At 40.7% G+C, this 23536-nt stretch carries 24 protein-coding genes; 12 read left to right on the forward strand and 12 right to left on the reverse strand.

What is annotated here, in order from left to right:
• Nucleotides 1-83: 83 nt before the first annotated feature.
• Complete coding sequence (dacB, locus tag ACSZOX_RS15565) at nucleotides 84-1508, reverse strand: D-alanyl-D-alanine carboxypeptidase/D-alanyl-D-alanine endopeptidase (protein WP_437920993.1); 1425 nt, start codon at nucleotides 1506-1508, stop codon at nucleotides 84-86.
• Nucleotides 1509-1677: 169 nt separating this feature from the next.
• On the opposite strand from dacB, the gene ACSZOX_RS15570 reads away from it, so the two are divergent.
• Nucleotides 1678-2154, forward strand: a complete 477-nt coding sequence (locus tag ACSZOX_RS15570; protein WP_437920994.1) for a GAF domain-containing protein — start codon at nucleotides 1678-1680, stop codon at nucleotides 2152-2154.
• A 19-nt stretch (nucleotides 2155-2173) separates the two neighbouring features.
• Here ACSZOX_RS15570 and ACSZOX_RS15575 read toward each other — a convergent pair whose 3' ends face one another.
• From ACSZOX_RS15575 to ACSZOX_RS15625, 11 genes are all read right to left on the reverse strand, one after another.
• Complete coding sequence (locus tag ACSZOX_RS15575) at nucleotides 2174-3088, reverse strand: WD40 repeat domain-containing protein (protein WP_437920995.1); 915 nt, start codon at nucleotides 3086-3088, stop codon at nucleotides 2174-2176.
• A 140-nt stretch (nucleotides 3089-3228) separates the two neighbouring features.
• Nucleotides 3229-3813: a bifunctional phosphoribosyl-AMP cyclohydrolase/phosphoribosyl-ATP diphosphatase HisIE gene (gene hisIE / locus ACSZOX_RS15580; RefSeq protein ID WP_437920996.1), complete on the reverse strand. Its 585-nt coding sequence runs from the start codon at nucleotides 3811-3813 to the stop codon at nucleotides 3229-3231.
• 138 nt (nucleotides 3814-3951) lie between these two features.
• Nucleotides 3952-4704, reverse strand: coding sequence for an imidazole glycerol phosphate synthase subunit HisF (gene hisF, locus ACSZOX_RS15585; protein ID WP_437920997.1), 753 nt, complete (start codon nucleotides 4702-4704; stop codon nucleotides 3952-3954).
• Nucleotide 4705: 1 nt separating this feature from the next.
• Nucleotides 4706-5458 carry a HisA/HisF-related TIM barrel protein gene (locus ACSZOX_RS15590; RefSeq protein WP_437920998.1) on the reverse strand — a complete coding sequence of 251 codons (753 nt, stop codon included), beginning with the start codon at nucleotides 5456-5458 and terminating at the stop codon, nucleotides 4706-4708.
• Between the two features lie 102 nt (nucleotides 5459-5560).
• A complete protein-coding gene (hisH, locus tag ACSZOX_RS15595; RefSeq protein ID WP_437920999.1) occupies nucleotides 5561-6151 on the reverse strand; it encodes an imidazole glycerol phosphate synthase subunit HisH in 591 nt (196 codons plus the stop codon).
• Nucleotides 6152-6191: 40 nt separating this feature from the next.
• Complete coding sequence (hisB, locus tag ACSZOX_RS15600; protein WP_437921000.1) at nucleotides 6192-7331, reverse strand: bifunctional histidinol-phosphatase/imidazoleglycerol-phosphate dehydratase HisB; 1140 nt, start codon at nucleotides 7329-7331, stop codon at nucleotides 6192-6194.
• Nucleotides 7332-7355: 24 nt separating this feature from the next.
• Nucleotides 7356-8438, reverse strand: a complete 1083-nt coding sequence (hisC, locus tag ACSZOX_RS15605; protein WP_437921001.1) for a histidinol-phosphate transaminase — start codon at nucleotides 8436-8438, stop codon at nucleotides 7356-7358.
• 172 nt (nucleotides 8439-8610) lie between these two features.
• A complete protein-coding gene (locus ACSZOX_RS15610; protein WP_437921002.1) occupies nucleotides 8611-9525 on the reverse strand; it encodes a ribonuclease Z in 915 nt (304 codons plus the stop codon).
• Complete coding sequence (locus ACSZOX_RS15615; RefSeq protein ID WP_437921003.1) at nucleotides 9522-9899, reverse strand: STAS domain-containing protein; 378 nt, start codon at nucleotides 9897-9899, stop codon at nucleotides 9522-9524. Before ACSZOX_RS15615 ends, ACSZOX_RS15610 begins: the two co-directional genes overlap by 4 nt.
• Before the next feature lie 245 nt (nucleotides 9900-10144).
• Entirely contained in the window at nucleotides 10145-11092 is a 948-nt protein-coding gene (locus tag ACSZOX_RS15620) for a phosphoribosylaminoimidazolesuccinocarboxamide synthase (RefSeq protein ID WP_437921004.1), read from the reverse strand.
• A 30-nt stretch (nucleotides 11093-11122) separates the two neighbouring features.
• Nucleotides 11123-12079 (reverse strand): PhoH family protein, encoded by a 957-nt coding sequence (locus tag ACSZOX_RS15625; RefSeq protein ID WP_437921005.1) that lies wholly within the window; start codon nucleotides 12077-12079, stop codon nucleotides 11123-11125.
• Between the two features lie 383 nt (nucleotides 12080-12462).
• Between ACSZOX_RS15625 and ACSZOX_RS15630 the strand changes: the two genes are divergently transcribed.
• The 11 genes from ACSZOX_RS15630 (at nucleotide 12463) to ACSZOX_RS15680 (ending at nucleotide 23470) form a co-directional block, all read left to right on the forward strand.
• Complete coding sequence (locus ACSZOX_RS15630; RefSeq protein ID WP_437921006.1) at nucleotides 12463-13248, forward strand: SAM hydrolase/SAM-dependent halogenase family protein; 786 nt, start codon at nucleotides 12463-12465, stop codon at nucleotides 13246-13248.
• A 67-nt stretch (nucleotides 13249-13315) separates the two neighbouring features.
• Nucleotides 13316-13882, forward strand: coding sequence for a hypothetical protein (locus ACSZOX_RS15635; protein ID WP_437921007.1), 567 nt, complete (start codon nucleotides 13316-13318; stop codon nucleotides 13880-13882).
• A 36-nt stretch (nucleotides 13883-13918) separates the two neighbouring features.
• Nucleotides 13919-15754, forward strand: coding sequence for an ABC transporter ATP-binding protein (locus ACSZOX_RS15640; protein WP_437921008.1), 1836 nt, complete (start codon nucleotides 13919-13921; stop codon nucleotides 15752-15754).
• Between the two features lie 101 nt (nucleotides 15755-15855).
• The gene (locus tag ACSZOX_RS15645) at nucleotides 15856-16230 is read left to right on the forward strand and encodes a hypothetical protein (RefSeq protein WP_437921009.1); all 375 of its coding nucleotides are present in this window, start codon (nucleotides 15856-15858) and stop codon (nucleotides 16228-16230) included.
• A gap of 61 nt (nucleotides 16231-16291) precedes the next feature.
• Nucleotides 16292-16951, forward strand: coding sequence for a heme exporter protein CcmB (locus ACSZOX_RS15650; RefSeq protein ID WP_437921010.1), 660 nt, complete (start codon nucleotides 16292-16294; stop codon nucleotides 16949-16951).
• Between the two features lie 18 nt (nucleotides 16952-16969).
• Nucleotides 16970-17635 (forward strand): cytochrome c biogenesis protein CcsA, encoded by a 666-nt coding sequence (gene ccsA / locus ACSZOX_RS15655; protein WP_437921011.1) that lies wholly within the window; start codon nucleotides 16970-16972, stop codon nucleotides 17633-17635.
• 174 nt (nucleotides 17636-17809) lie between these two features.
• The gene (locus tag ACSZOX_RS15660; protein ID WP_437921012.1) at nucleotides 17810-18010 is read left to right on the forward strand and encodes a CcmD family protein; all 201 of its coding nucleotides are present in this window, start codon (nucleotides 17810-17812) and stop codon (nucleotides 18008-18010) included.
• A gap of 31 nt (nucleotides 18011-18041) precedes the next feature.
• On the forward strand, nucleotides 18042-19025 hold the full coding sequence (locus tag ACSZOX_RS15665) for a DUF6427 family protein (protein ID WP_437921013.1): 984 nt from the start codon (nucleotides 18042-18044) through the stop codon (nucleotides 19023-19025).
• A gap of 251 nt (nucleotides 19026-19276) precedes the next feature.
• Nucleotides 19277-20599, forward strand: coding sequence for a hypothetical protein (locus tag ACSZOX_RS15670; protein ID WP_437921014.1), 1323 nt, complete (start codon nucleotides 19277-19279; stop codon nucleotides 20597-20599).
• 6 nt (nucleotides 20600-20605) lie between these two features.
• Complete coding sequence (gene lptC, locus ACSZOX_RS15675) at nucleotides 20606-21208, forward strand: LPS export ABC transporter periplasmic protein LptC (protein ID WP_437921015.1); 603 nt, start codon at nucleotides 20606-20608, stop codon at nucleotides 21206-21208.
• Between the two features lie 153 nt (nucleotides 21209-21361).
• Complete coding sequence (locus ACSZOX_RS15680) at nucleotides 21362-23470, forward strand: SurA N-terminal domain-containing protein (RefSeq protein ID WP_437921016.1); 2109 nt, start codon at nucleotides 21362-21364, stop codon at nucleotides 23468-23470.
• Nucleotides 23471-23536 lie beyond the last annotated feature (66 nt).

The following is a 23536-nucleotide window of genomic DNA, read 5'->3' on the forward strand; positions in this document are numbered from 1 at the left end:
CTACGTAAAAAGTGAAAAGTAAAAATATGTTTGTGTTGCCTACAAATCTAAAACTTCCAAGGAGAAATCGCTAATTTTTAAGGTTATTTAAGTATATCCAACAACTTAAACAACTCCTGTCGCATAGCCGTTGTACTTCCTGCATAATTATTTAAAAGAACCGAAAATACGACCGGAACGCCTGTTTTACTTGTTTGGTACCCCGTATATCCAAGCACAGCACTTATGGTTCCACTTTTCATACGGGTATTATTGATCTCAGGCAAGCTCTTTTGAAAATCGGTAAACCAAGGTCTGCTTTGCGCATAGTACATGATCTTCGCCATAGCCATAGTCGTCACACGAGTTTGAGGCGACAATCCAGATCCATCCGTTATCTGCAACTCGCCAATGGGAATCCGTAATTTCTGCTCCCAATATTTTGACAACAACGTAGCGGCATACTTTGTATCGGATTTGTTTCCACTGCGTAAGCCAAAACTCTTCAACAGAGCCTCTCCATATAGATTAACACTTTTCTGATTAAACCAATACACTATTTCTTTCAGTGGAGGAGAAACATGCACATCCAACACCGCCTTCGCAACGGACAGTCGCTGTCCCCCATCCTGTAACCTTTTTCCGGTATCAGGAAGGCTGTCGGTCAAAATACCATGCTCGCTCAATGCGGTAGTCAGCTGTTGAGCCAATGCCAAAGCGGGATCTGGAACCGATATCTCAATCTCTTTTTTCAAATCTTTCCCATAGGTTCCACGGAGATAAATCACCGTTGAATAGGGTGCCGAATACGCGTAGACATTATCGCCAGATCCTTGTGGACCAGTCGCCACTTCGTTCACAAGATTGATACCCTGAAGTGCTGACGTCGTCTTGACCAAAGAAACCCTTTGCCCTACCGTCGACGGTGCGAAAGTTACACCGACTTTGTTCTCCTGCCAATTCAGTCCGGAAATTCCAGCGCCATAATAATTTCCGATATCGTCCCAAGGCCATCCGCCCGGAACATCGTAGCCATTGAAGTGTAAATCATTGCCGATCACACGTCCCGCCACATGTCTAATACCTGCATGCTTAATTTTAGAAATCCACTTGTCCAGTACAACCTCGCCCTTAGTCGAAGCATACCTATCACTCCCCAGCGTGGGATCTCCGGATCCAGTTATGATAATATCACCATGCAGCACACCCAAACTATCAACCTCCCCGCTGTAAGACAATTGGGTTTCATAGGTGAAGTTAGGCCCAAGGATATCCAACGCCGTAATAGCAGTAATCACCTTCATCGTCGAAGCAGTAGGAAAACCAACTGCAGCATTGCTTGAGAAAATAGGGGTTCCACTTTTACCGTCCAAAACGGTTAACGACGCTATGCCGTTATTCAACTTGCCATTCGTCACAAAAGCCTCATAAGCCGCTGCAACCTTTCCTTTCAGATCTTGAGCCCTAACAGAAGTCGTGTAACACAAACAGGCAAATAAAAGAAATCTATAACTGTATTTTCCTATCATATCCTACAAACCTATAGAAATTCAACTTGATATGCAATACAAATCAAGGGATAGGCGAAACGCGGGCACCAAGGCTCAGGCTATTATTTCCATCGCTGTTTCTAACCGCAGGATGACAGAAATATACTCCTTTCCTTGTATTTTTGTCGTCAACAAAGGATAAAAAGAAATGGCAGAAGATCTAACCATTGCGACGGGAACGAAAGAACAACAGTACCAATTGTTGGTAAAACAAATTGAAGCATTAATAAGCGGAGAAACGGATACAATCGCCAATATCGCAAATATTGCGGCTGCGCTCAAAGAGCAGTTTCAATTTTGGTGGGTTGGTTTTTACTTGGTCAAACAAGATCAACTTGTATTAGGCCCTTTTCAAGGCCCGGTTGCTTGTACGCGTATAGCTTTCGGAAAAGGCGTATGTGGCCGCGCTTGGGAAGACAAGGAAACCATCATCGTTCCAGATGTCGATCAATTCCCTGGACATATCGCATGTAGTTCACTATCCAAATCCGAGATCGTCGTTCCTCTCTTTCAAGCTGGAAATTGCGTGGCTGTTCTCGATGTAGATAGTGAGCATCTCGATCACTTCGACAACATCGACAAACTATATTTGGAGCAAATCTGTCGTTTAATTGCGAACGGATAACTCCTCAATCTAAGGCGTGTTACTTTTCCTGGAAAGTAACATTCCAAACCTTGATCAATTTATCATCACCCGCCGTGATCAATTGATTATTAAACCACATCCCCGTGTTTATGGAAAGTCGATGCGCATCAAATCCACGATCCACACTCACATTCTTCAATAAGGCTAAAGAAGACCTTTCCCATATTTTAATCGATTTGTCCCGGCTTATAGTCGCCAAAATGGCCTCCTGCGGATGGACAAGAATACGGTAAACGGTGAACATATGAGCTGTCAAATGCTGTGCAATAGAAAGATCCTTTTGCGTCAGCTGAAACAGTTGCGCGTCACGTCCGCCAGAATATAAATAGAGTTCGCTTGCCGCTAGTGCGGTGACCGGCATCGAATGAATCTTCTTCTTCTCGACAGCCTTAAATTCAGCTACGTCATATAAATGAATATACCCGTCCTTGTCACCAAAAGCAACCTGATTTCCCCCTGGATAAGATTCTATGGTACGCACGGTGGTTGTCGAAACACGAAACCGATATAACAAATCAAAATTCTCTAAAGACCATACATAGGCAACCCCCTCTTCACCAATAGCTATAAGTTCACCTTTCTCGGGAATAGATTTTAACGCAAACACGGCTCCACGTTCGGTACTCATTTTACGAACTAAAATCTGTTTATCGATATCAACACACCAAATTTCTCCATTACGCAGACCTATCACAAGGATAGATCGCTCTTCCAACAATTCCATCGCATAAACAGAAGCAGGAACCGAGCAGAGAATACGTTTGAATTTACCTGCTTCCAAATCCCACTCGACAACCCCCTTATCGTTTCCTGCACTAAAGATATGCGAGGGGTGACTACTTTTAGCTAACGAAAAAATTGGGTTCTGATGTCCGGTCAATGTGGCAGACAAGGCTATATCGATAGTATACATATGCTTTCGGTAACGGGCGTTTAAGTTTGTTTCTTTTTTCAGTTCCCAATAACTACAGGGATGCACTGATTTCAATAAAAAAGTGCCGTACAAATATACAGCACTTCCTTTTGGTATATGTCATTAAAAAGCCAAGACTCTTACTGGTGTCTGCTTTCTAAGTTTTTAGCAATACGATTCAGGTCTAACCCCTTCTCCCGAATAAGAACAAGAAGATGAAACACTAAATCCGATGTCTCATTAACAAAATCATGCTCAGTTTCTGCTAACGCAGCAATCACCGTCTCCACAGCCTCCTCTCCTACTTTCTGGGCAATTTTATTAATCCCACGTTGCCTAAGCCTGTTTACATAAGATTCCTCTGCCGGAAATTCGTACCGTTGTTGTACAATACGCTCCAACTGCAGCAAAAAGTTCTGATTATATTCCGTCTTAAAACAACTTCTAGCTCCCGTATGACAGGTTGGCCCTACTGGATTAGCTTTAATCAATAAGGTATCTTCATCACAATCAATATGCGTAGATACCACATGAAGGAAATTTCCACTCTCTTCGCCCTTCGTCCACAAGCGATTCTTACTTCTCGAGTAAAACGTCACTCGTCCGTCGTTTTGGGTCTTTTCCCAGGCTTCTTCATTCATATAGCCCAACATCAAGACTTCCAATGTTTGGTTATCCTGAACGATAACGGGAATTAAGCCATCTCCCTTTGCAAAATCTAACATACTTAACGTATAAAATAAAAAATGAATCCGTCACGATTTATTTATCACACAAAGGAATGAATAAATCTGATCGCTTCATCAAATTCAAGAACAAATTTATGCCGAAGCAAAGTAAAGCAACTTACTTCGCTTCGGATCTTACCGAACGACTATACCAGCTTCATGTAATGTTTTCTTCAATTCCGGTATCAATATCTCTCCATAATGAAAAACGGAAGCTGCCAATGCAGCATCCACATTTGCCTGTTCAAAAACATCCACAAAATGTTGTTGATTTCCAGCACCACCTGACGCGATCAACGGGATATGAATAGCGCTATTGACACGTTTTAGAAAATCACAATCAAATCCTCCCTTCGTACCGTCGTGGTCCATTGAGGTTAAAAGAATCTCTCCTGCGCCTCTGCTTTCTGCCTCTTTAATCCAGTCTTCTGTTTCCAACGCTGTCTTATCCCTTCCCCCGCGGAGGAAAACAAAATTTTTATCGTCCACCACACGTGTATCCACCGCAACAACAACAAACTGTCTTCCAAAAGCGCGTGCCAACTCATCAATTAACGTAGGCGAGCGAACGGCTGCCGAATTAATAGAAATTTTATCCGCGCCCGCATTTAAAAGAAGTTCAGCATCGTGCAACTCATTAATTCCCCCACCGATAGTGAACGGAATATTGACTTGCCGAGCGACAGCCTTCACGAGGTCAATCGTTGTTTTTCGCTTCTCATGGGTGGCGGTAATATCTAAAAACACCAACTCATCTGCCCCTTGCTGAGAATATTGCCAAGCAAGTTCTACAGGATCCCCAGCATCACGAAGGTCCACAAAATTTACCCCCTTTACCGTCCGTCCATCTTTTACATCCAAGCAAGGAATAATACGTTTTGCTAACATATTAAAAGTTAATAAGCGATTGTAGGTTCCACGCTTTTATCTCCTCGATCGTAATCTTATTTTCATAAATAGCTTTCCCTACAACACAGGATTCCATACGCCCAATAGCGTGCAATGCACGTATATCATCCATTGAACTTATACCTCCCGAACCGATAAGCTTAATGATTGGCGAGTGATCCAAAAGCTTTTGATAAAGCTCAATACCCGCACCGCCCAATTTACCATCTTTACTGATATCCGTACAAAGGAAACGATAGAATCCTAATGCCAAACATTTGTCGATATATTCCACAAGCTTAATTGGAGAACTCTCCAACCAGCCAGAGTACTTGATAACTTCGTCCAATACATCAATAGCAATCACAATATGATCTGCATATTTTGTACGTCCTTCATTCAGCTTACTCAACTCTTCCAAAAAGCTCGGATTTGTGATTGCCTGCGTTCCGACAATAACACGATAAACACCTGCATCCACCAATTCCTTTACCTTCTCAATACTTCTAACACCTCCTCCGTATTGTACTTTCATATCCGTCTTCCGGATAATGTCAAACAGATACTCTTGGTTGCTAAAATCTCCTTTAGCTCCATTTAGATCAATAATGTGCACAATTTCAGTACCATTTGCGTGATACTTTTCAATCTGTTCTTCCAACGATATTTCGTAGGTTGTCACATCGTCATAGTTACCCTCTCTTAAACGGACAACTTTCTTGTCCAGAACGTCAATAGCAGGAATGATATACATATGTTAAGTAATAAGTTAAAAGTCAAAAAAAGATAAATGTGCTACGAGAACATTCCTACATGCCTCTTACCACATTGCATCTCATCAAAATAACATGTCCAATTATAAATTGGAGAAATTCAGCAACACCTGCTCACCAGCCTTTCCTGATTTCTCCGGATGAAATTGAACACCGAAGAAATTATCTTTTTGAATGGCCGCCGAAAAAGCGATACCATAATTACAAAGTGCACTCGTGTACTCTTGATTTTCCTCAATAAAATAGGAGTGTACGAAATAAAAGTAACTATTATTAGGAATATCCTGAAAAAGAGGACATTTATTTTTTGGAGAAATACTATTCCAGCCCATATGCGGAACCTTCTCACCAATAAAGCGGTCAAAATGTAACGTCTTTAGTGGAACGATATCCAACAAATTGGCATCCCCTTCTTCGGAATGCGTCGTTAACAGTTGCATCCCGACACAAATTCCCAAAACAGGTTTTCCTAATGTAATGATTTTCTCGACCAAGCCCGATTCTGTCAATTTATCCATAGCTGCACCTGCATGGCCAACGCCTGGAATAATGATCTTTTCATACCGATCGAAGTCTTCTTCTTGGTTAATCATACCGTATGAAATACCAACACGATCTAAAGCTGCCGTAAGAGAAAAAATATTTCCGGCACCATAGTTTACAATTCCTATCATATCGAAGCTGTGTTAAATAAGGAGTAACAATTAGTAACCATTATAAAACTCCCTTCGTACTAGGCAACTGCATATTTTCAGCGTCTCGGCGCACCGCTTTCTTTATTGATTTTGCAAATGCTTTGAAAATCGCCTCAATCTTATGGTGCTCATTCTCGCCATCTGCTTTTATATTAATATTAGATTTAGAAGCATCCGAAAAGGACTTAAAGAAATGGAAAAACATTTCAGTAGGCATATCCCCAATTTTTTCGCGTTTGAATTGCGCATCCCAGACGATCCAATTCCGACCACCAAAATCGATAGCAACCTGTGCTAAACAATCATCCATTGGTAAGGTGTACGCATACCGTTCAATACCACGCTTATCTCCGAGAACCTGTAAGAAAACCTCGCCCAACGCAATACCCGTATCTTCGATCGTATGATGTTCGTCGATATGAAGATCTCCTTTTGCACGTACAGTTAAATCTATAGCGCCATGTCGAGCAATCTGATCCAGCATATGATCAAAAAAAGGCAATCCTGTATCAATGTCGCCCTTACCCGATCCATCCAGATTCAAATGAATATAGATATCGGTCTCATTAGTTTTCCGCCTATGTTCACCCGTGCGCGTGCCTAGTTTTAAAAACTCGTAAATAGACTTCCAATCCGTCGTTTCCAACGCCACAGATTCGGTTTGATACACCAGGTTTTCCGCCAGTCCCAAACTATCGTCATTTCTTAGCCAAATAGCTTTAGCACCTAGATTCTCCGCAAGTTTTACATCATTTAACCGATCGCCGATCACAAAAGAATTTGTCAAATCATATTGCTCCACATTAAAATATTCCTGCAACATTCCTGTACCAGGTTTTCGTGTAGGGGCATTTTCATGCGGAAATGTGCTATCAATATGTTCACGCACAAAATGTACGCCTTCTCCAGCGAGAGTGTCTATCACAAAATGATGGACAGGCCAAAAATTGGCTTCAGGATTAGCATCCGTTCCAAGCCCATCTTGATTGGATACAAGAACCAACTCAAAGTCCAGTTCTTTCGCAATGCGTGGCAAATATTGCAACGCACCAGGGTAAAATTTAAGTTTCGCAAAGGAATCGATCTGCTCATCCTCCGGTTCCAAAATAAGGGTACCATCACGATCAATAAATAATACTCTTTTCACGATATCAGGCATAATTTTTTAAATAAAATATAGAATTTACGCGTTATTTGCACTATTCACATCGACGTAGAATGCCTGCACAGCACGCAACAATCGGCTATTCTCAGCAGGAGTTCCCACTGTAAATCGAAGACATCCTTCACAAAGCTCCACCTTCGAACGGTCACGAACAATGATCCCCTGCTCCACCAAATACGTATATAGTGCCCTTGGCTCTTCCAACTTAACCAGAATAAAGTTAGCATCGGATGGTGTAACATAGTCGACCTCCGCGATCAATGAGAGGTCCTGCGTTAATTTATCCCGCTCGACCACGATGCTCTTGATCCACTCGTTCACTTGTTCCACACCTTGTAGCGCTTCCAACACAATCTCTTGTGTCGCTTGATTGATATTATAGGGTGGTTTAATCTTATTAAATACAGCGATAATATCCGGGCTTGCAAAAGCCATCCCCAATCTTAAAGCAGCTAATCCCCAAGCCTTCGATAAGGTCTGCAGAACAACCAAATTCGGAAATTCAGCCAAGTCCTTCGTAAAAGAGGCCTGTTTAGAAAAATTAATATAAGCTTCGTCGATAACAACGATTCCGTCAAAATTCACTAAAATCGTTTCTATATCCTGCCTTCTAATACTATTACCTGTTGGATTATTGGGTGAACAGATAAAAATAAGCTTGGTATGTGCATCAATAGCAGCGGCGATACCATCTAGATCTAATTGATAATCGCGCGTTAAGTTGACTTTTTTATAACCAACATTATTAATATTTGCAGACACCTCGTACATGCCATAGGTTGGGGGCACCAGAATAACGTTGTCTTTTCCTGGTTCACAAAAGGCGCGAAAAAGAATATCAATTGCTTCGTCGCTTCCATTGCCTAAAAAGATGTGGCTACTTGGAACACCTTTTATCTGAAAAAGCTTGTCCTTCAACTGATGCTGCAAAGGATCAGGATAACGGTTATAGTTCCTTGAATACGGCGATCCAAAGGCATTTTCATTCGCATCTAACAAAATAGACGCCTCTCCTTTAAATTCATCTCTCGCGGATGAATAAGGTACCAAATTTTTAATATTATCCCTCAGCAGAGCGTTTAGGCTAAAAGACTCTTTCATAACTTTTTTATTGTAACTATATGTCTTCAACGGACAACAAAAACTTTTTATGATGCCTAAGGAATCACGAAAGTTTTTATTGAGCGTGTAAACTTAGATAATTTGCTTTTTTTTTGCAAAATAATTGCACCTCAGCGCAAACAAATTATAACAAGCCGTATCAACTGCCTATTTATACTTCAAACCATTTCCCTTCTTCCGACAGCTCCGTATTTGCAAAAACAGATCTCGATTCCACTAAAAGAGGCTGCAGATCTTTATAACGTGCCGAGTAATGCCCCAACAGTAATTTCTTAACGGATACAGCATTGGCAACCTCAGCAGCCTCAAAACTTGTCGTGTGAAATGTTTCTTTCGCACGATCAACCATATCGTGTAAAAATGTAGCTTCGTGATACAACAGATCCACTTCCTTTATCGATTCGAAATAATCAGAGCTGTATATCGTATCCGAACAATAGGCATAACTCCTAGACTTCGGTGCAGGGAAAGTGAGATCCTTTGCATAATATACCGTGCCATCGGCAGCCACATAGTCCACTCCTTTTTTCAGCAGTTTAAGGTAAGGCGTAGGAATTCCTAAGCGCTCCACTTCATCAGCTTTCAATGTTGCCGATCGCTTACCTTCATCAAATCGAAATCCTGTACAGGCGATACGATGACGCAATGGAAAGCTCGTCACTTTCAACGTCGGGCTATCTAAAATAATCTCCGCACGTTGGTCGTTTGTCGAATGGAAAATGATCTCAAATCGCAATTGCGTATCGGAATGCTTAAATTGTATCTCTAAAATATCCTTCAAAGGCGCCGGACCATAGAGATGAAGATCAGCCTGTCTTCCCATGAGGTGCTGCGAAGAGATTAGTCCCACTAAACCCAAGTAGTGGTCACCGTGCAAATGGCTGATAAAAATATGGTTTATCCTATTACTGCGAACGCCGTAACGGAATAGCTGCATTTGTGTGCCTTCTCCGCAATCGATGAGGAAAAGCTGTTCATTGAAATTCAATACTTGGGAAGTCGGATGACGACCATACATAGGCGTAGCCGAACTATTGCCCAAAATCAGAACTTCAAATTTACTCATGACGATTCTCCTCTAAGATCCAATCTAATCTCATGACCGAATATCATATCTTCTGCATCTGACAGCGTTGGCGTAATTTTGAAGTACCCTTCCAAATTTGTTATTTTCAAAAGATCACGTAACTTTTGATTTAACCCCGTTAGAATAAACAATCCTCCAGAGGCCTTACATAACCGCCTTGCCAACAAGCCCATCCTTATCCCATCTTCATTCGCGTCTTCCACATGACAAAGATTTAACACGATATTACGCTGCCCTCCCGTATTCCGCAACATAAACTCTCCTTTCAACTTTACAGCAGCTTCGCCATTCAAAAAGTTGGTCAGTGGCTCAATAACCACATACCGCTCATGTTTGTCAATTGTAAATTTCATATGTAAATAATTATTTATCAGTGTTAGATTTCATTGGAATAAATGAGCTCGTTTCACTCGGTTTGACTTTTAAAGGCCATATGGAATGTCCGGGTTATTTTCATTCGTATTTGTGTGAAGCACTCGTAAACATTTCATAAGTACTTGGTTTTAAATTACGATGATTGCTTATTATTTCGTAACATACGTATCTAAAACGACGTTGATATCTGACGTTCTAGATACGTATATTGTCGTTATCTAATTTATGCGATCTTCTTCAATGCCTCTCGGACATTCTCTTCCACCCTGCGGATTACCTCTCCTGCCTCGGGATACACAAAACCTTCTCCCGTAATATGCTCATAAAGCTCAATATAGCGTTCCGATATAGACTGAACGATTTCATCGGTCATTTCTGGTACATGCTGACCATCTTTGCCTTGAAAACCGTTATCGATCAACCATTGACGGACGAACTCTTTGGACAACTGCCGTTGAGACTCCCCTTTCGCTTGCCTTTCCGCATATCCCTCTGCATAAAAATAACGTGAAGAATCCGGCGTGTGGATTTCGTCCATCAAGTAGATCTGTCCATCTTTCTTTCCAAACTCGTATTTCGTATCCACCAGAATAAGCCCACGTTCTTTAGCGATCTCCACACCACGCTGATATAACGCCAATGTATACTTTTCCAATTGTATGTAGTCATCCTCTGCTACAATACCTTGGCGTATAATTTCATCACGTGAAATATCCTCGTCGTGACCAAAAGCGGCCTTTGTGGTCGGTGTGATAATCGGAGAAGGAAGTTTATCGTTCTCTTTTAAGCCTTCCGGCAATTGGACACCACACAACGTTCTTCCCCCTTCTCTATAGGTACGCCAAGCATGCCCTGCAAGATATCCACGAATAACCATCTCCACCTTAAAAGGCTCACATTTTTTACCAATGGTAACACTTGGATCAGGCACACTGATCACCCAGTTGGGCAGGATATCCTGTGTAGCACGCAGAAATTTCGCAGCGATCTGATTCAGAACCTGCCCCTTAAAAGGTATAGCTCTCGGTAGTACCACATCGAATGCAGAAATACGATCCGACGCCACCATAACCAAATACTCGTCCGCAACGGTATATACATCCCTCACTTTACCTTTGTAGAAGGCCGTCTGTCCCTCAAAATTAAAATTTGTTTCTTTTATTGCATTCATATTATTTCTGTGCGTCAGCACCACTTCTATTTAAATATCTCCATAAGCTTCTAAGATCCGTCGCACCAATTTGTGGCGTACAACATCCGCTCCACTTAAATGTATAATTTCGATTCCCTCGATAGTATCCAACAATTTTACGGCTGTCGCCAATCCTGATTGCGTTTTCTTGGGCAAATCAATCTGTGTTAAATCCCCGGTAACAATAAACTTAGCCGTCGGCCCCATACGGGTCAGAAACATCTTCAATTGCATGTCCGTTGCATTTTGGGCTTCATCCAATATAACGAAACAATTATCCAACGTACGTCCACGCATAAAAGCCAAGGGTGCGACCTCGATCACCCGACGCTCCAAGTAATCTTTCAACTTGTCCGATGGAATCATATCATCGAGGGCATCATAAAGTGGACGAAGATAAGGATCTACCTTCTCTTTAAGGTCTCCCGGCAAGAAACCTAAATTCTCACCAGCCTCTACCGCAGGACGTGTCAGAATAATCCGTTTTATTTCTTTATTACGTAATGCCCTGACCGCCAACGCGACGGCGGTATACGTTTTCCCCGTTCCGGCCGGACCAATAGCAAATAGGATATCATTTTTTACAATGCTATCCACCATACGTCGCTGATTTACCGTACGCGCCCGAACGATAATACCGTTAGGACCATAAACGATAGGCTCTCCTTTAAAAGCTGCGCCATCCGCTGGTTCTTTTCGCTCAATTTTGGTTCCTTGTACACCCACCAGATCCTCGAGTGCATTGGTATTCAAGGACTGAAACTGATCGATGTGCTGAAGAATGCGCTGAAAAACCTGCTCGAAACGTTGCTGCTCCAACTCTTCGCCCAGCACTTTCAATTCATTTCCCCGCGCGACCAAACGAAGCTTCGGAAAACCTCTTTTTATAAGTTCAAAATTTTCATTTTGAGCGCCCCACAATGTCACCAAGTTGACATCGTCCAACATGATAAGTACTTCGTTCAAATTTAATGCGTTTTAAATTCCTGTAATAAACTTAGCTAATTTGTCCCTTTTTCGCAAAATAGATCTCCACCAAGCCCCGCATCATTCACATCATGAATACGCATTGTTGTGGCGACTTTTTATAGAGGAAATATAACTGTTTTTTTACAGAAATTCTACACCTCTTGATCCAACTTTTTATAAACTATTGGCTTGAAACCATTTAATACTTCAAAAATACAAACTATAATTAGTTATTTAGTCAACTGCCGCAAAAAATGGACATTTTCCCCAAACGAAGGTCGTTATTGCACTTTCTTTTATTACTTTTGTAGTCCCTTTTTCGGCAGAAAGGAATTCACCACTATTTAAGTCAACTTTTTAGTATCTTTAGAAGGTACACTATGGGAGTAATAACGCTAACAACAGATTTGGGACATCGCGACTTTTACCAAGCCGCACTAAAAGGCAGTATCATCTCACAGTTGCCTGATGTGCGTTTGGTGGATATCACACATGAAATCCCCTCATTTGACATACAGCGCGCAGCTGTAGTGCTTCGCAATGCCTTCCATTATTTCCCAAAAGGAACGGTACATCTTATAGGAATCGACACGGTTTTTCAAGAAGGCTCGCACTATGCGATGATGAAATTTGATGATCATTTTTTTGTGGGGGCTGACAACGGTATTTTTAGCATCATTCTGGGTGACCGCATTCCACAGGAACTCTTCGAAATAGACATCATGCAAGATCTTCGGTACCTGCACTTCCCCCTTGCCGACATTCTTACCAAAGCGGCCTGCCACATCGCAAAAGGAGGCAAATTGGCCGCAATAGGGCAGCCCATGGAACGACCATTGAAGAAGGTTATCATCCAACCTTTAGTCGATATCAACAGTATAAAAGGGCATGTTTCCTACATCGATTCCTTCGGCAATGTAATCAGTAATATCAGCAAAGAGCTCTTTAACGAAACGCAACGTGGCCGTAGCTTCAAATTGCACTTCAAACGTAATGAGACCATTACACGGCTAAGCTGGCATTACAACGAGGTGCCTGAAGGTGAAAAACTCTGCCTTTTCGGCATCAGTAACTTCCTCGAGATAGCAATCAATAAAGGGCATGCAAGTCGTTTACTGGGCCTTCATCAAGATGAGATCATCATGATTGAATTCTTAGAAAGATAGACAAGGTTTAATCCTTTTAGAAATTAACAAGTCCAACCGCTTTCGGAAATATTATTCGACAGCACACATGAAAAAATTTTTCTACCTTTTCACCTTCCTGTTAAGCTTCACTACCGCGACATATGCTTACGCGCAGGAAACGAACGATTCGCTCAACTTCGAAGAACAACGTGCACGTGTAAACCAACTTCTGCAACAGCGAAGCCAACGATTCGGCGAATTTGATGTAAGTTTGCAGCAGAAAACAGGCATTTTCGGCATCTTCAAAACGAAGGCCGACATGCAGAAATCGATCGATATCTTAAAGCAAATTGTCCTGACAGACAACAATATATTCCTCGAAACCAAGCGATTATTAGAAATCAAAGATTACGAGAGTCATCGCCATCAAGCACTCGCCCTGGAATACGACAAACAGGTCTCCGCTTACATGAAAACCATCACCAAATTACAGGATGAGAACGAGCGCCTTCGAAATCAAATCGGACAACTTGACGAACAGGAACATGACAGCAATATCTACGTTTACCTATTAATCATCGGTATATTGGCCTTGCTTTTCGTTATTTATAGGCTTTACAAACAAAATCAGACTCGAAAATTTGACGAAACACTGATAAGCCCACATAAATAATACTGTATTTTTGCTTGCAAAATTGAAAGTAAAAGGATGGCCAGAGCGCGATTGAACAGTGGTAATACACAATCAGAAGATTTACCCAAGCCCAAGATAAGCAAAGAGTTACTCAAGAGAGCCTTGAAGATATTTTCCTACTTACGTCCTTACAGAGGTAAGTTCATTTTAGGCATGCTTTTTTTAACACTGTCGAGCTTAACGATGCTCACGTTCCCGGCCTTACTTGGCTCCATGATTGATGCTGCTCAAGGCCGACAGACTTACCCTTGGTTGCCTGCCGATGTATTATATATAGGCGGTATATCCATGGCGATACTGCTCTTCCAATCGATCGTCTCCTTCGGTCGCATTCGCCTTTTCGTCGAAATTGCAGAAAAAGCCCTTTCAAGCATACGCAAAGACACCTATCATAAACTGATCACATTGCCCGTTGAATTTTTTGCCAATCGAAGGGTTGGTGAATTAAACAGCAGGCTATCGGCTGATTTGGCGCAAATACAGGATACACTAACCACCACGTTAGCTGAAATGTTGCGTCAGACAATCAGCTTAGCTTTTGGGGTTTGTTTACTTGTTTTTGTTTGTCCAAAACTGGCCTTGATGAATTTATCGATATTACCCATCATTGTAGTGGCTGCAATGATATTCGGGCGATTTATCCGTAACCTATCTCGACAGGCACAGGACCAATTAGCCGATTCCAACAGCATCGTACAGGAGACCCTCCTTGGCATTAGCAATGTAAAAGCCTTTGTCAACGAATATTATGAAGCTAAGCGTTATTCGAATAAGCTAGATGCTGTCGTATCTCTCGCCGTGAAAGGTGCAACGTACCGAGGAATGTTTGCGTCGTTTATCATATTTTGCATTTTTGGAGCCGTAATTTCTGTGATCTGGTACGGTGCTTCGCTGGTTTCCACAGGAGAAATATCAGTAGGTGATCTCACAACTTACATCCTATATTCCATGTTTGTTGCAGGGTCAATGGGTAGCTTTCCAGAGCTCTATGCCAATATCCAACGTACAATAGGCGCAAGCGAGCGTGTACTTGAAATACTTGATGAAGAGCAAGAAGCTATTATCATCTCCGAAAACAATAAAGAAATTGAACAACCTATCTTAGGTTCGCTAACATTTAATCATGTTGGATTTAGCTACCCTTCCCGACCAGACCTTCCTATACTTAAAGACATTTCTTTTCACGTGGAAGCTGGAAAAAAACTCGCACTGGTAGGGCCTAGCGGTACCGGAAAATCAACTATCGCTGCACTCATCTTACAATTTTACAAGCCTAGCGATGGATCTCTCTTGTATGATGGCAAAGAAAGCAGTCAGTTTTCCCTAACCGACATCCGCAATCAAGTGGCTATCGTTCCGCAAGATGTTCTTTTATTTGGGGGCACTATCCGAGAAAACATAGGCTATGGTAAATTGGATGCCGATGCCGAAGATATTGTCAAAGCGGCCAAAAGAGCAAATGCACACGACTTCATCATGGCTTTCCCACAAGGTTACGATACCGTCGTTGGCGAACGGGGCATCAAGCTATCGGGCGGACAGCGTCAACGTATTGCTATCGCAAGAGCATTACTGAAAGACCCAGCAATTCTCATACTCGATGAAGCGACCTCCTCATTAGATTCGGAGTCAGAACGTTTAGTACAACTTGCCTTAAAAGAGCTAATGCGCGACCGCACATCTGTTATTATTGCGCACCGGTTAAGTACGGTTAAAAACGCCGATCAGATTGTTGTTGTTGAAAATGGAAAGGTGTCTGACATGGGGAATCACGTGGAACTCATGTCTAAAGGCAGCGGCCTTTACCATCATCTTTATTCCTTACAATCGGCGCAAAAAGCAGAAAACTAGCACCGTTAAAGTTTTGTTAAAAGCAATTTTTGTAAAACCTTTTTTAGAATACCTTGTTAATTTTATATATAATAGATTAGAAAATATTAATAAGAATAATCATGGAAAATAAAAAAGGATTAATTGCATTTGCACTTTTAGGATTGGCGGCCGGTACAGCTGCATACTATCTTTTGGGAACTGAGGATGGAAAAAAACAATTGGAACGGGCGAATGAAGGAATAAAAAGTTTAACGAAATCGTTAAAGGAAAAATCGAAAAAAGAAGCTAAACGCGCTGGGAAACTCGCAAAATCAGCAAAAGAAGATTTAGAAAACTTTAAGGGTAAAGCGAAAGAAGCAAGCAAACACGCTTTCGATGTTGCAAACGAGAAAGCACACGAGTGGGCAACAAAAGCAACGGATGCGATAAGCAAAGCAAACAGCAAAGCAGATGCTTTAGTGGAAGAAGCTAAATCAGAAATCAACAAAGCATAAAGTCGATTTACTGGAATATAGGCGCTTTTCGATATGAAGTATTTGTATCTTTGCCTCGAAGATGAATTTATTCCAACAAGTAAAAACCTTAGTCTATAAAGATATCGTGCTCGAATGGCGTTCAAAGTATGCCATAAACGGTATTTTACTATATGTTGTATCTACGGTATTTGTATGCTATCAAGCCTTCAAATCTGTAGATACAGCTGTTTGGAACGCCCTCTTCTGGATCATTCTTTTATTTGCAAGCATTAATGCGATCAGTAGGAGTTTTATCCAAGAGAGCCAATACCGACAACTTTATTACTACACCATTGCCGGTCCAAAAGCCATCATTTTATCTAAAATAATATACAATACCTTTGTGATGCTCCTGTTATCGGCAATTGCTTATAGCACGTACTCGCTCACCTTCAAAAACATTGTCGGCGATCCGTTCCTCTACATCGTTGCTGTTTTATTAGGTAGTGTCAGTTTCGCTTCTGTATTTACGATGGTTTCCGGCATCAGTTCCAAAACGGGTAATAACAGCACTTTGATGGCTATACTCAGCTTCCCCGTTATCATCCCCCTACTTATCGTCCTGATAAAACTCTCTCAAAATGCATTAAATGGCCTTGACCGGGCAATTAGCACAGGAGAGATATTCGTACTTTTGGCAATTAATGTAATTACGATTACAATTTCTTTGTTGTTATTTCCTTACCTTTGGCGTGATTAATTCTTCAATCTTTCGGACATGAGAAAATCTTGGTGGAAAATTTTAGGGCTAGTGATGGTGGGCATTGCTATTGTGGCAGGTTTACTTGGTCCCGTTCCTGTTTTACCAATACTACACGAGACAATACGCAACGTTTATTTCCACGTACCCATGTGGTTTACGATGCTGACACTGTATCTAATTTCTGTGATTTACAGTATTAAATACCTAAACTCTGGAAAAACGGAACACGACTTGTTGGCGGTAGAAGCCGCAAATACAGGAATCATATTTTGTTCTATGGGACTGCTAACAGGCATGCTTTGGGCAAATATCACTTGGGGCGACCCTTGGCCTAACGACCCTAAACTCAATGGATCAGCGATTGCGACATTAATGTACCTGGCTTATTTGGTGCTTCGCAATGCGTTGGAAGAGGAACAGAAACGAGCTAAAATATCAGCTATTTACAACATCTTTGCCTTTCCTGTTATGGTGGTTTTACTCTATATATTACCGAAACTTACTGACTCCCTACATCCAGGAAGTGGAGGAAATGGCACCTTTAGTGATTTAGATATGAACAGCCAGATGAGACCGGTGTTTTACACGAGTGTCATCGGATGGATACTCATTGGCGTGTGGGTATGCACCTTGCGTTATCGCGTACGTTTACTCGAAAACAAAAGAAATCAAATCGATTAACCCTTTTTACACATTAAAAGAAAATGAAATGTCCATGATTGCAAACCGAATGTAATGAGCTCATTGATTCCATTAGAATTAAACACGTTCAATAAACACCAATACGAACGAAGTGAGCTCTCCAAAGGAAATCTAGACATTCCATATGGCCATTAAAAAACAAATAATATTCATATGAAAAAGTTAACTATAGCTTCTTTTTTGATCCTCCTATCCTATACCCAACTGTTTGCTCAAAATGATGTAGATATGGCAACTGGCCTACGCAGTTCTGGCAAAATTTACGTAGTCGTATTGGTTCTTCTTACCATTTTTGCTGTATTAGGATTATTCTTGTTTATATTAGATAGAAGAATCAAGAAACTAGAAAAATAAACCTGCCTACTTTAAAATCTAAACTAGAAGCATGATAATAGCTCAACATCGAAAATTCACACCCATTAATATTGTGTCCGTTTCGATTATGGGTTTGGGACTATGCCTAGGGATATTTCTTCATCTTCCGGAAAAGATTACGCCCATTCTTTTTGAGCCCGCTATTCACAACCTTATCGGATTCGAAATTGGACGAAATCTGCAATCGGCACAAAACGTGTTTGTAACACTCCTGCTTACTTTATTGCAGGCTTTTTTCCTAAACAGGATTATTAATCATTTCAATTTTCTCGGTAAACCAAATTTTCTGACTGCGTTGATGTATATGACACTGGTCAGTATGTTTACCCCTTTCCTTGTACTCTCTCCTCCACTGATCTGTAATTTTATTGCCATTTGGATGCTCGGGAAGCTGTTTAGCATTTATAAGCAACACGATGTCAAAAGTTTAATGTTCGACCTAGGAATGATTGTTGCCATAGGTAGTTTGATTTACTTCCCTTTTATGATCATGATGTTTCTTCTATGGATAAGCCTCATTATCTTTCGTCCTTTCAATTGGCGGGAATGGATTACTCCTTTACTGGGCTTTTCAACGATCTACTTTTTACTCGGTGTTATTTATTATTGGACAGGGCGAATAGGCGAATTTTATGAAATATTTGAACCGCTCGGATATGCGTTCCCAACGGGACTATCGTTAAATATTTATGATTATCTCGTGGTCGTCCCTATTCTTATTGCTTTGCTCTTTTTTCTTTTTGTTTTAAAAGATTACTTTTTCAAAAGTGTCGTACATGTACGAAAAGCATTTCAGTTGCTTTTTTTCATGGTGCTCTTGACCTTAGGCTCCTTTTACCTCAATGACCACATCACCATCAACCATTTCCTTCTTTGTGCACCACCTATAGCGATATACCTTGCCTTCTATTTTACCAATTCCAAATCAAAATGGGTCTACGAATCCCTATATTTCGTTATTATCGCAACGATTGTCTATTTCCAATTTTTCTAAGCTTACAACATCGCAGCTTTCGGCAAGAACAATTGGTGAATCAGAAATTAACGCTAATAAGCTTAGCCCTAATCGATTAACCTTTTTTAACAAATAGAACTAACGGAATAATTAAAAATTAAATAGTTTTGTAACGAAATTTGACAAAGCAAACATTTTAGCATTTCTTTAAATAATAAGGCCCAGCCATTAAAAAGCCTAAGAAAATAAAGACAAGACGCTGGATTTGCTAAAATGCAATACGTATAAATATGTACACAGATTCAATAAGAAATTTTACCAAAATAGCGCTTAAAGTGTTGCTGGGGTTAACATTATTGGGAATTCAACCAAGTTATGCCCAAAAATCTACATCAAACTCTCCTTATTCTCAATTTGGGCTTGGGCAAATGCGTGAAGATTTATTTCCGCAGACGCGTGCTATGGGCGGAATTTCCACTGCCGTAAGATACCTGAATGGTATTCCAACGTTAAACATTGCGAATCCTGCTTCCTACTCTGCATTGAACAGAACGGTCTTTGATGCAGGTTTATATGGTAACTTTACACAGCTATCAAAAAATAACGCATCTGATCAAACGGCAGATTATGCTTTTAGTCACATTACAATAGGTATCCCCCTCAGTAAATATGGCGGCTTTGCTTTTGGTTTACTTCCCTATTCAGATATTGGTTATTCTGCTGCAACCAGCGAATCCATAGACACACTAAGTTACAAAAAGAGCCTTTCTGGAGAAGGTGGTGTTAATAAAGCTTTTGTTGGTTACGGATTTTCGCCTTTAAAGGGCTTAAGTGTGGGGGCCAATGTAGGATTTCTTTTTGGAAACCTCTACGACATCACACGTGTGGAATTCCCAACCAGCCTTGGCGCATACTATACGCAGTTAAAAGAGACAAGAAACATCCGTGGTGCCACTCTTGATTATGGGATACAGTATAGTAAAGCACTGGGTAAAAAGTATAATTTAACTGTTGGATATACCGGTTCATTAAATAATAAAATCACAGCCAAAACCGGACGTCTTATTACAATCTACGAACCTAGCTCGGATGAGGATTATGAAGCTCCCGCGCTCGATACAACGACAAATGATCCTGAAGGAACAAGAAAAATTAACCTTCCGCTAAAACACAGTGTAGGTTTCACCCTATCGAAAGGATATAACTGGATGATTGGTGCAGACTTTAAATATGCGGATTGGTCTTCTTTCCAAGTACGACAAGGGGAAAGTAAAATGGGCGAAAGCTATAGTTTTGCAGTCGGCGGCCAAATCAAACCAGATCCAACGTCTGTACGCTATTGGAATCAAGTAGACTACCGCTTAGGATTCCGATATGCCCAAACACCCGTCCTCTATCGGAATCAGAAAATTAACGATATGGCTGTAACTTTCGGCTTTGGTTTCCCTCTTCCCGAAACTAATTTCGGACGGACATTCTCCCAAATCAATATCTCTGCGGAGCTAGGTCAACAAGGGACTTTAAAAAACAATTTAGTCCGCGAACGGTACATTAATATCAATTTAGGCTTTACCATCAACGATTCTTGGTTTATCCGGAGGAGTTTAGACTAATCACAAATGTCTTTAACTTCCAAAAATAGAATAAAAAGCTTGCTCTCAACAATCAATATTGTGTTGGGAGCAAGCCTTTTTATTGCTTGTGAAAATGATTTAAAAGACGTAGAGAAAATTGCGAACATTCAGCAAGAAGAAAACGTTAATATCTCGAAGGGTGTAACATTCACCTATAGCGACTCAGCGAAAGTGAAAGCCGAACTGACGAGCCCCGAAATGCGAGAATACCCGGACAGCGTAGGTATCATTGAATTTAAAAAAGGTGTCCTTATCCGCTTTTTCGACGATAAAGGAGCCGAATCTCAACGGGTTAAATCCGATTATGCCCGTCAAAAAAACAAAGAACAACTTACAGAATTCCGTAAGAATGTCGTCATTAACATGGCGAACGGTTCTATTATAAAAACCGAGGAGCTTTTTTACGATGAGAAAAAAAAGATCTATTATAATACCCTTCCTATCGTATTTGACTTAAAAGATGGACGCGGAAGTTTTCAAGCCACATCTTTCCACTCCGATACGGAATTTAAAAAAATAGATGGCCAAAATATGACCGGATACTACATACCACAGGGAGAACAACAACTACCTTCCTTTGGTCGATAAAAGTTTGCATAACATTTTTTATCAAATTTAGTTTCCCTCCTTTGTTATTTTTTATTTTTTTTTTCATAAAAGTTGTATCTTGCGCCTTGTTTTTAATGAAGGTCAATTAAATAACTAAAACAAGCATTTACAAATAAATACAGTATATAGACTATGGGATTAATGAGCTATTTGCGGAACCGAGCTGGATTGGTAGTAACCATCATCGGTTTAGCAATTGTTGCGTTTTTATTGGGAGACATCATCAATTATGGAACTCCTTTCTGGATGAAAAGCCAAAATCAAGTCGGTAGTGTAAACGGAGAAAGCATCGATTATCAGATGTTTAATGCTCAGGTTGAACAAACTACGGCTATGTATCAACAACAAATGGGAGGAGCAGCATCCCCTCAAATTCGCAACTATGCTGTACAGCAAGTCTGGAATCAGTTTGTATCGCAAGAACTTTTGAAACAAGAAATTGAGCGCATCGGACTATCGGTTGGTAAAGAAGAGTTGAATAGCTTGGTAACAGGCGCAAACCCATCGCCTCAAATTGTACAGGCATTCACCAATCCGCAGACTGGAACTTTCGACAAGAACCAACTGAACATGTTTATCTCACAAGTCAATACCCAAGGTACTGCTGAGATGGTTCAACAATGGGAAATGCTTTTGGAAAACATTCGCAATGAGCGTTTAAACCAAAAATATTCTAATTTATTAAGCAACAGTGTATATGTTACCTCACTTGAGGCACAAGAAGAATACAACCAACGTAACAAATTGGCAAACTTCAAATACCTTATGCTTGATTATTCTTCTGTTAAAGACAGTGAGATTAAACTATCGGATAGCGATTACAGCACGTATTATGATGCTCACAAAAATGGATTCAAAAATCCTGAAGAGACAAGAACATTAGAATACGTATTGTTCAATGCACAGCCTACTGCAAATGATACAGCGGCTACAAAGTCAAATATTGAACAATTGAAAGCAGAGCTTGCTACTTCCAAAACAGACTCTCTTTTTGCAGCAGTTAACTCAGACACCAAACATCCATTCACTTACATTCGTAAGGGACAAGTAAGCCCTGCGTTGGATTCTGTTCTTTTCAATGTCCCTGTGGGTACAACGGTTGGACCATTTTTGTCCAATGGCGTATTTGAGATAGCAAAAGTTGTGGAGTCTAAATTCAGCCCAGACTCTGTTAAAGCATCTCATATCCTTTTAAATGCAACAGCAGAAGGCGGTTTAGATAAAGCTAAATTAAAAGCAGACTCGATCAAAGGTCTTATCCAAAAAGGAGAAAGCTTCGCTGCTTTAGCAGTACAATTCAGCCAAGATCAAGGTAGCAAGGTAAACGGTGGCGAATTAGGAACATTCCCTCGCGGTCAGATGGTTCCGGAATTTGATGAAGCGGTATTCTCCGGAAAACCTGGTGATGTAGTTGTCGTCAACAGCCGTTTCGGTACACATATTATAAAAATCGAAAAACAAGTAGGTAATTCGAAAATTGTTAAGGCAGCAATTGTTGACAAAACAATCAATAGTGGAAAAGCAACGACTGATGCGGCTTACGCAAAAGCAAACAATTTCTTTGGCGATCTAAACAGCAACAACTTTGCAGAAGTTGCGAGTAAGCAAAGTGTAAAAGTAGAAAAGATAGATCGTGCTGTTGCTATGGATAATAACTTCAATGGCGTAGAGGTTCCTAGGGACCTTATGCGTTGGGCATTTGAAGCGAAAAAAGGCGAGAACACCGAGAAAGTATTCGAAACGGAGCAAAACTTTATTGTAGCTCGTGTTGTGAATATACAACCTAAAGGAATCCTTTCTTTAGATGCTGTGAAACCTGCTATTGAGGCTCAGGTAAAAAATGAAGTAAAAGCTAAAATGCTTGTAGAGAAATTAAACAATGCCTTAAGCGGAGCTTCATCTATTGATCAAGTAGCACAGAAACTAGGAAAAACAGCAGTTGCTGTAGAGAATATTGTTTTGGCAAATCCTGTCCTTCCGGGCGTAGCACTAGAGCCTGCCGTAGTAGGTACTGCATTTGGTCTACAACCAAACAAAGTATCAAAATCTGTAAAAGGTACACAAGGGGTATATGCTGTACAAGTAAACGGTTTTGTTAACCCGGCTGAACTTGTAGCAAGCGACCTTGCCAATCAAAAGAAACAACAACAAGCATCCAAAGTACAACGTGCTTGGTCATCTGTTTATCAAGCCCTTCAAAATAAAGCGGATATAGATGACAATCGCATTAGATTCTATTAAGATATAATCCTTAACTTTATAGCCGGGTAACTGTAGTTACCCGGCTTTTTTTATTTTTACGATCCT

This window comes from Sphingobacterium sp. LRF_L2 (assembly GCF_965644235.1).
Classification (GTDB): Bacteria; Bacteroidota; Bacteroidia; order Sphingobacteriales; family Sphingobacteriaceae; genus Sphingobacterium.

Bases quoted from the DNA above. Each gene is read 5' to 3' on its own strand.
- ACSZOX_RS15570 (WP_437920994.1), top strand. From the start codon at position 1,678: ATGGCAGAAGATCTAACCATTGCGACGGGAACGAAAGAACAACAGTAC.
- ccsA (WP_437921011.1), top strand. From the start codon at position 16,970: ATGAGAAAATCTTGGTGGAAAATTTTAGGGCTAGTGATGGTGGGCATT.
- hisH (WP_437920999.1), bottom strand. From the start codon at position 6,151: ATGATAGGAATTGTAAACTATGGTGCCGGAAATATTTTTTCTCTTACG.
- ACSZOX_RS15620 (WP_437921004.1), bottom strand. From the start codon at position 11,092: ATGAATGCAATAAAAGAAACAAATTTTAATTTTGAGGGACAGACGGCC.
- ACSZOX_RS15665 (WP_437921013.1), top strand. From the start codon at position 18,042: ATGATAATAGCTCAACATCGAAAATTCACACCCATTAATATTGTGTCC.
- ACSZOX_RS15650 (WP_437921010.1), top strand. From the start codon at position 16,292: ATGAATTTATTCCAACAAGTAAAAACCTTAGTCTATAAAGATATCGTG.
- ACSZOX_RS15575 (WP_437920995.1), bottom strand. From the start codon at position 3,088: ATGTATACTATCGATATAGCCTTGTCTGCCACATTGACCGGACATCAG.
- lptC (WP_437921015.1), top strand. From the start codon at position 20,606: ATGTCTTTAACTTCCAAAAATAGAATAAAAAGCTTGCTCTCAACAATC.
- ACSZOX_RS15645 (WP_437921009.1), top strand. From the start codon at position 15,856: ATGGAAAATAAAAAAGGATTAATTGCATTTGCACTTTTAGGATTGGCG.
- hisB (WP_437921000.1), bottom strand. From the start codon at position 7,331: ATGCCTGATATCGTGAAAAGAGTATTATTTATTGATCGTGATGGTACC.
- ACSZOX_RS15680 (WP_437921016.1), top strand. From the start codon at position 21,362: ATGGGATTAATGAGCTATTTGCGGAACCGAGCTGGATTGGTAGTAACC.
- ACSZOX_RS15615 (WP_437921003.1), bottom strand. From the start codon at position 9,899: ATGAAATTTACAATTGACAAACATGAGCGGTATGTGGTTATTGAGCCA.
- ACSZOX_RS15640 (WP_437921008.1), top strand. From the start codon at position 13,919: ATGGCCAGAGCGCGATTGAACAGTGGTAATACACAATCAGAAGATTTA.
- hisF (WP_437920997.1), bottom strand. From the start codon at position 4,704: ATGTTAGCAAAACGTATTATTCCTTGCTTGGATGTAAAAGATGGACGG.
- ACSZOX_RS15670 (WP_437921014.1), top strand. From the start codon at position 19,277: ATGTACACAGATTCAATAAGAAATTTTACCAAAATAGCGCTTAAAGTG.
- ACSZOX_RS15635 (WP_437921007.1), top strand. From the start codon at position 13,316: ATGAAAAAATTTTTCTACCTTTTCACCTTCCTGTTAAGCTTCACTACC.
- dacB (WP_437920993.1), bottom strand. From the start codon at position 1,508: ATGATAGGAAAATACAGTTATAGATTTCTTTTATTTGCCTGTTTGTGT.
- hisC (WP_437921001.1), bottom strand. From the start codon at position 8,438: ATGAAAGAGTCTTTTAGCCTAAACGCTCTGCTGAGGGATAATATTAAA.
- ACSZOX_RS15610 (WP_437921002.1), bottom strand. From the start codon at position 9,525: ATGAGTAAATTTGAAGTTCTGATTTTGGGCAATAGTTCGGCTACGCCT.
- hisIE (WP_437920996.1), bottom strand. From the start codon at position 3,813: ATGTTAGATTTTGCAAAGGGAGATGGCTTAATTCCCGTTATCGTTCAG.
- ACSZOX_RS15630 (WP_437921006.1), top strand. From the start codon at position 12,463: ATGGGAGTAATAACGCTAACAACAGATTTGGGACATCGCGACTTTTAC.
- ACSZOX_RS15590 (WP_437920998.1), bottom strand. From the start codon at position 5,458: ATGTATATCATTCCTGCTATTGACGTTCTGGACAAGAAAGTTGTCCGT.
- ACSZOX_RS15660 (WP_437921012.1), top strand. From the start codon at position 17,810: ATGAAAAAGTTAACTATAGCTTCTTTTTTGATCCTCCTATCCTATACC.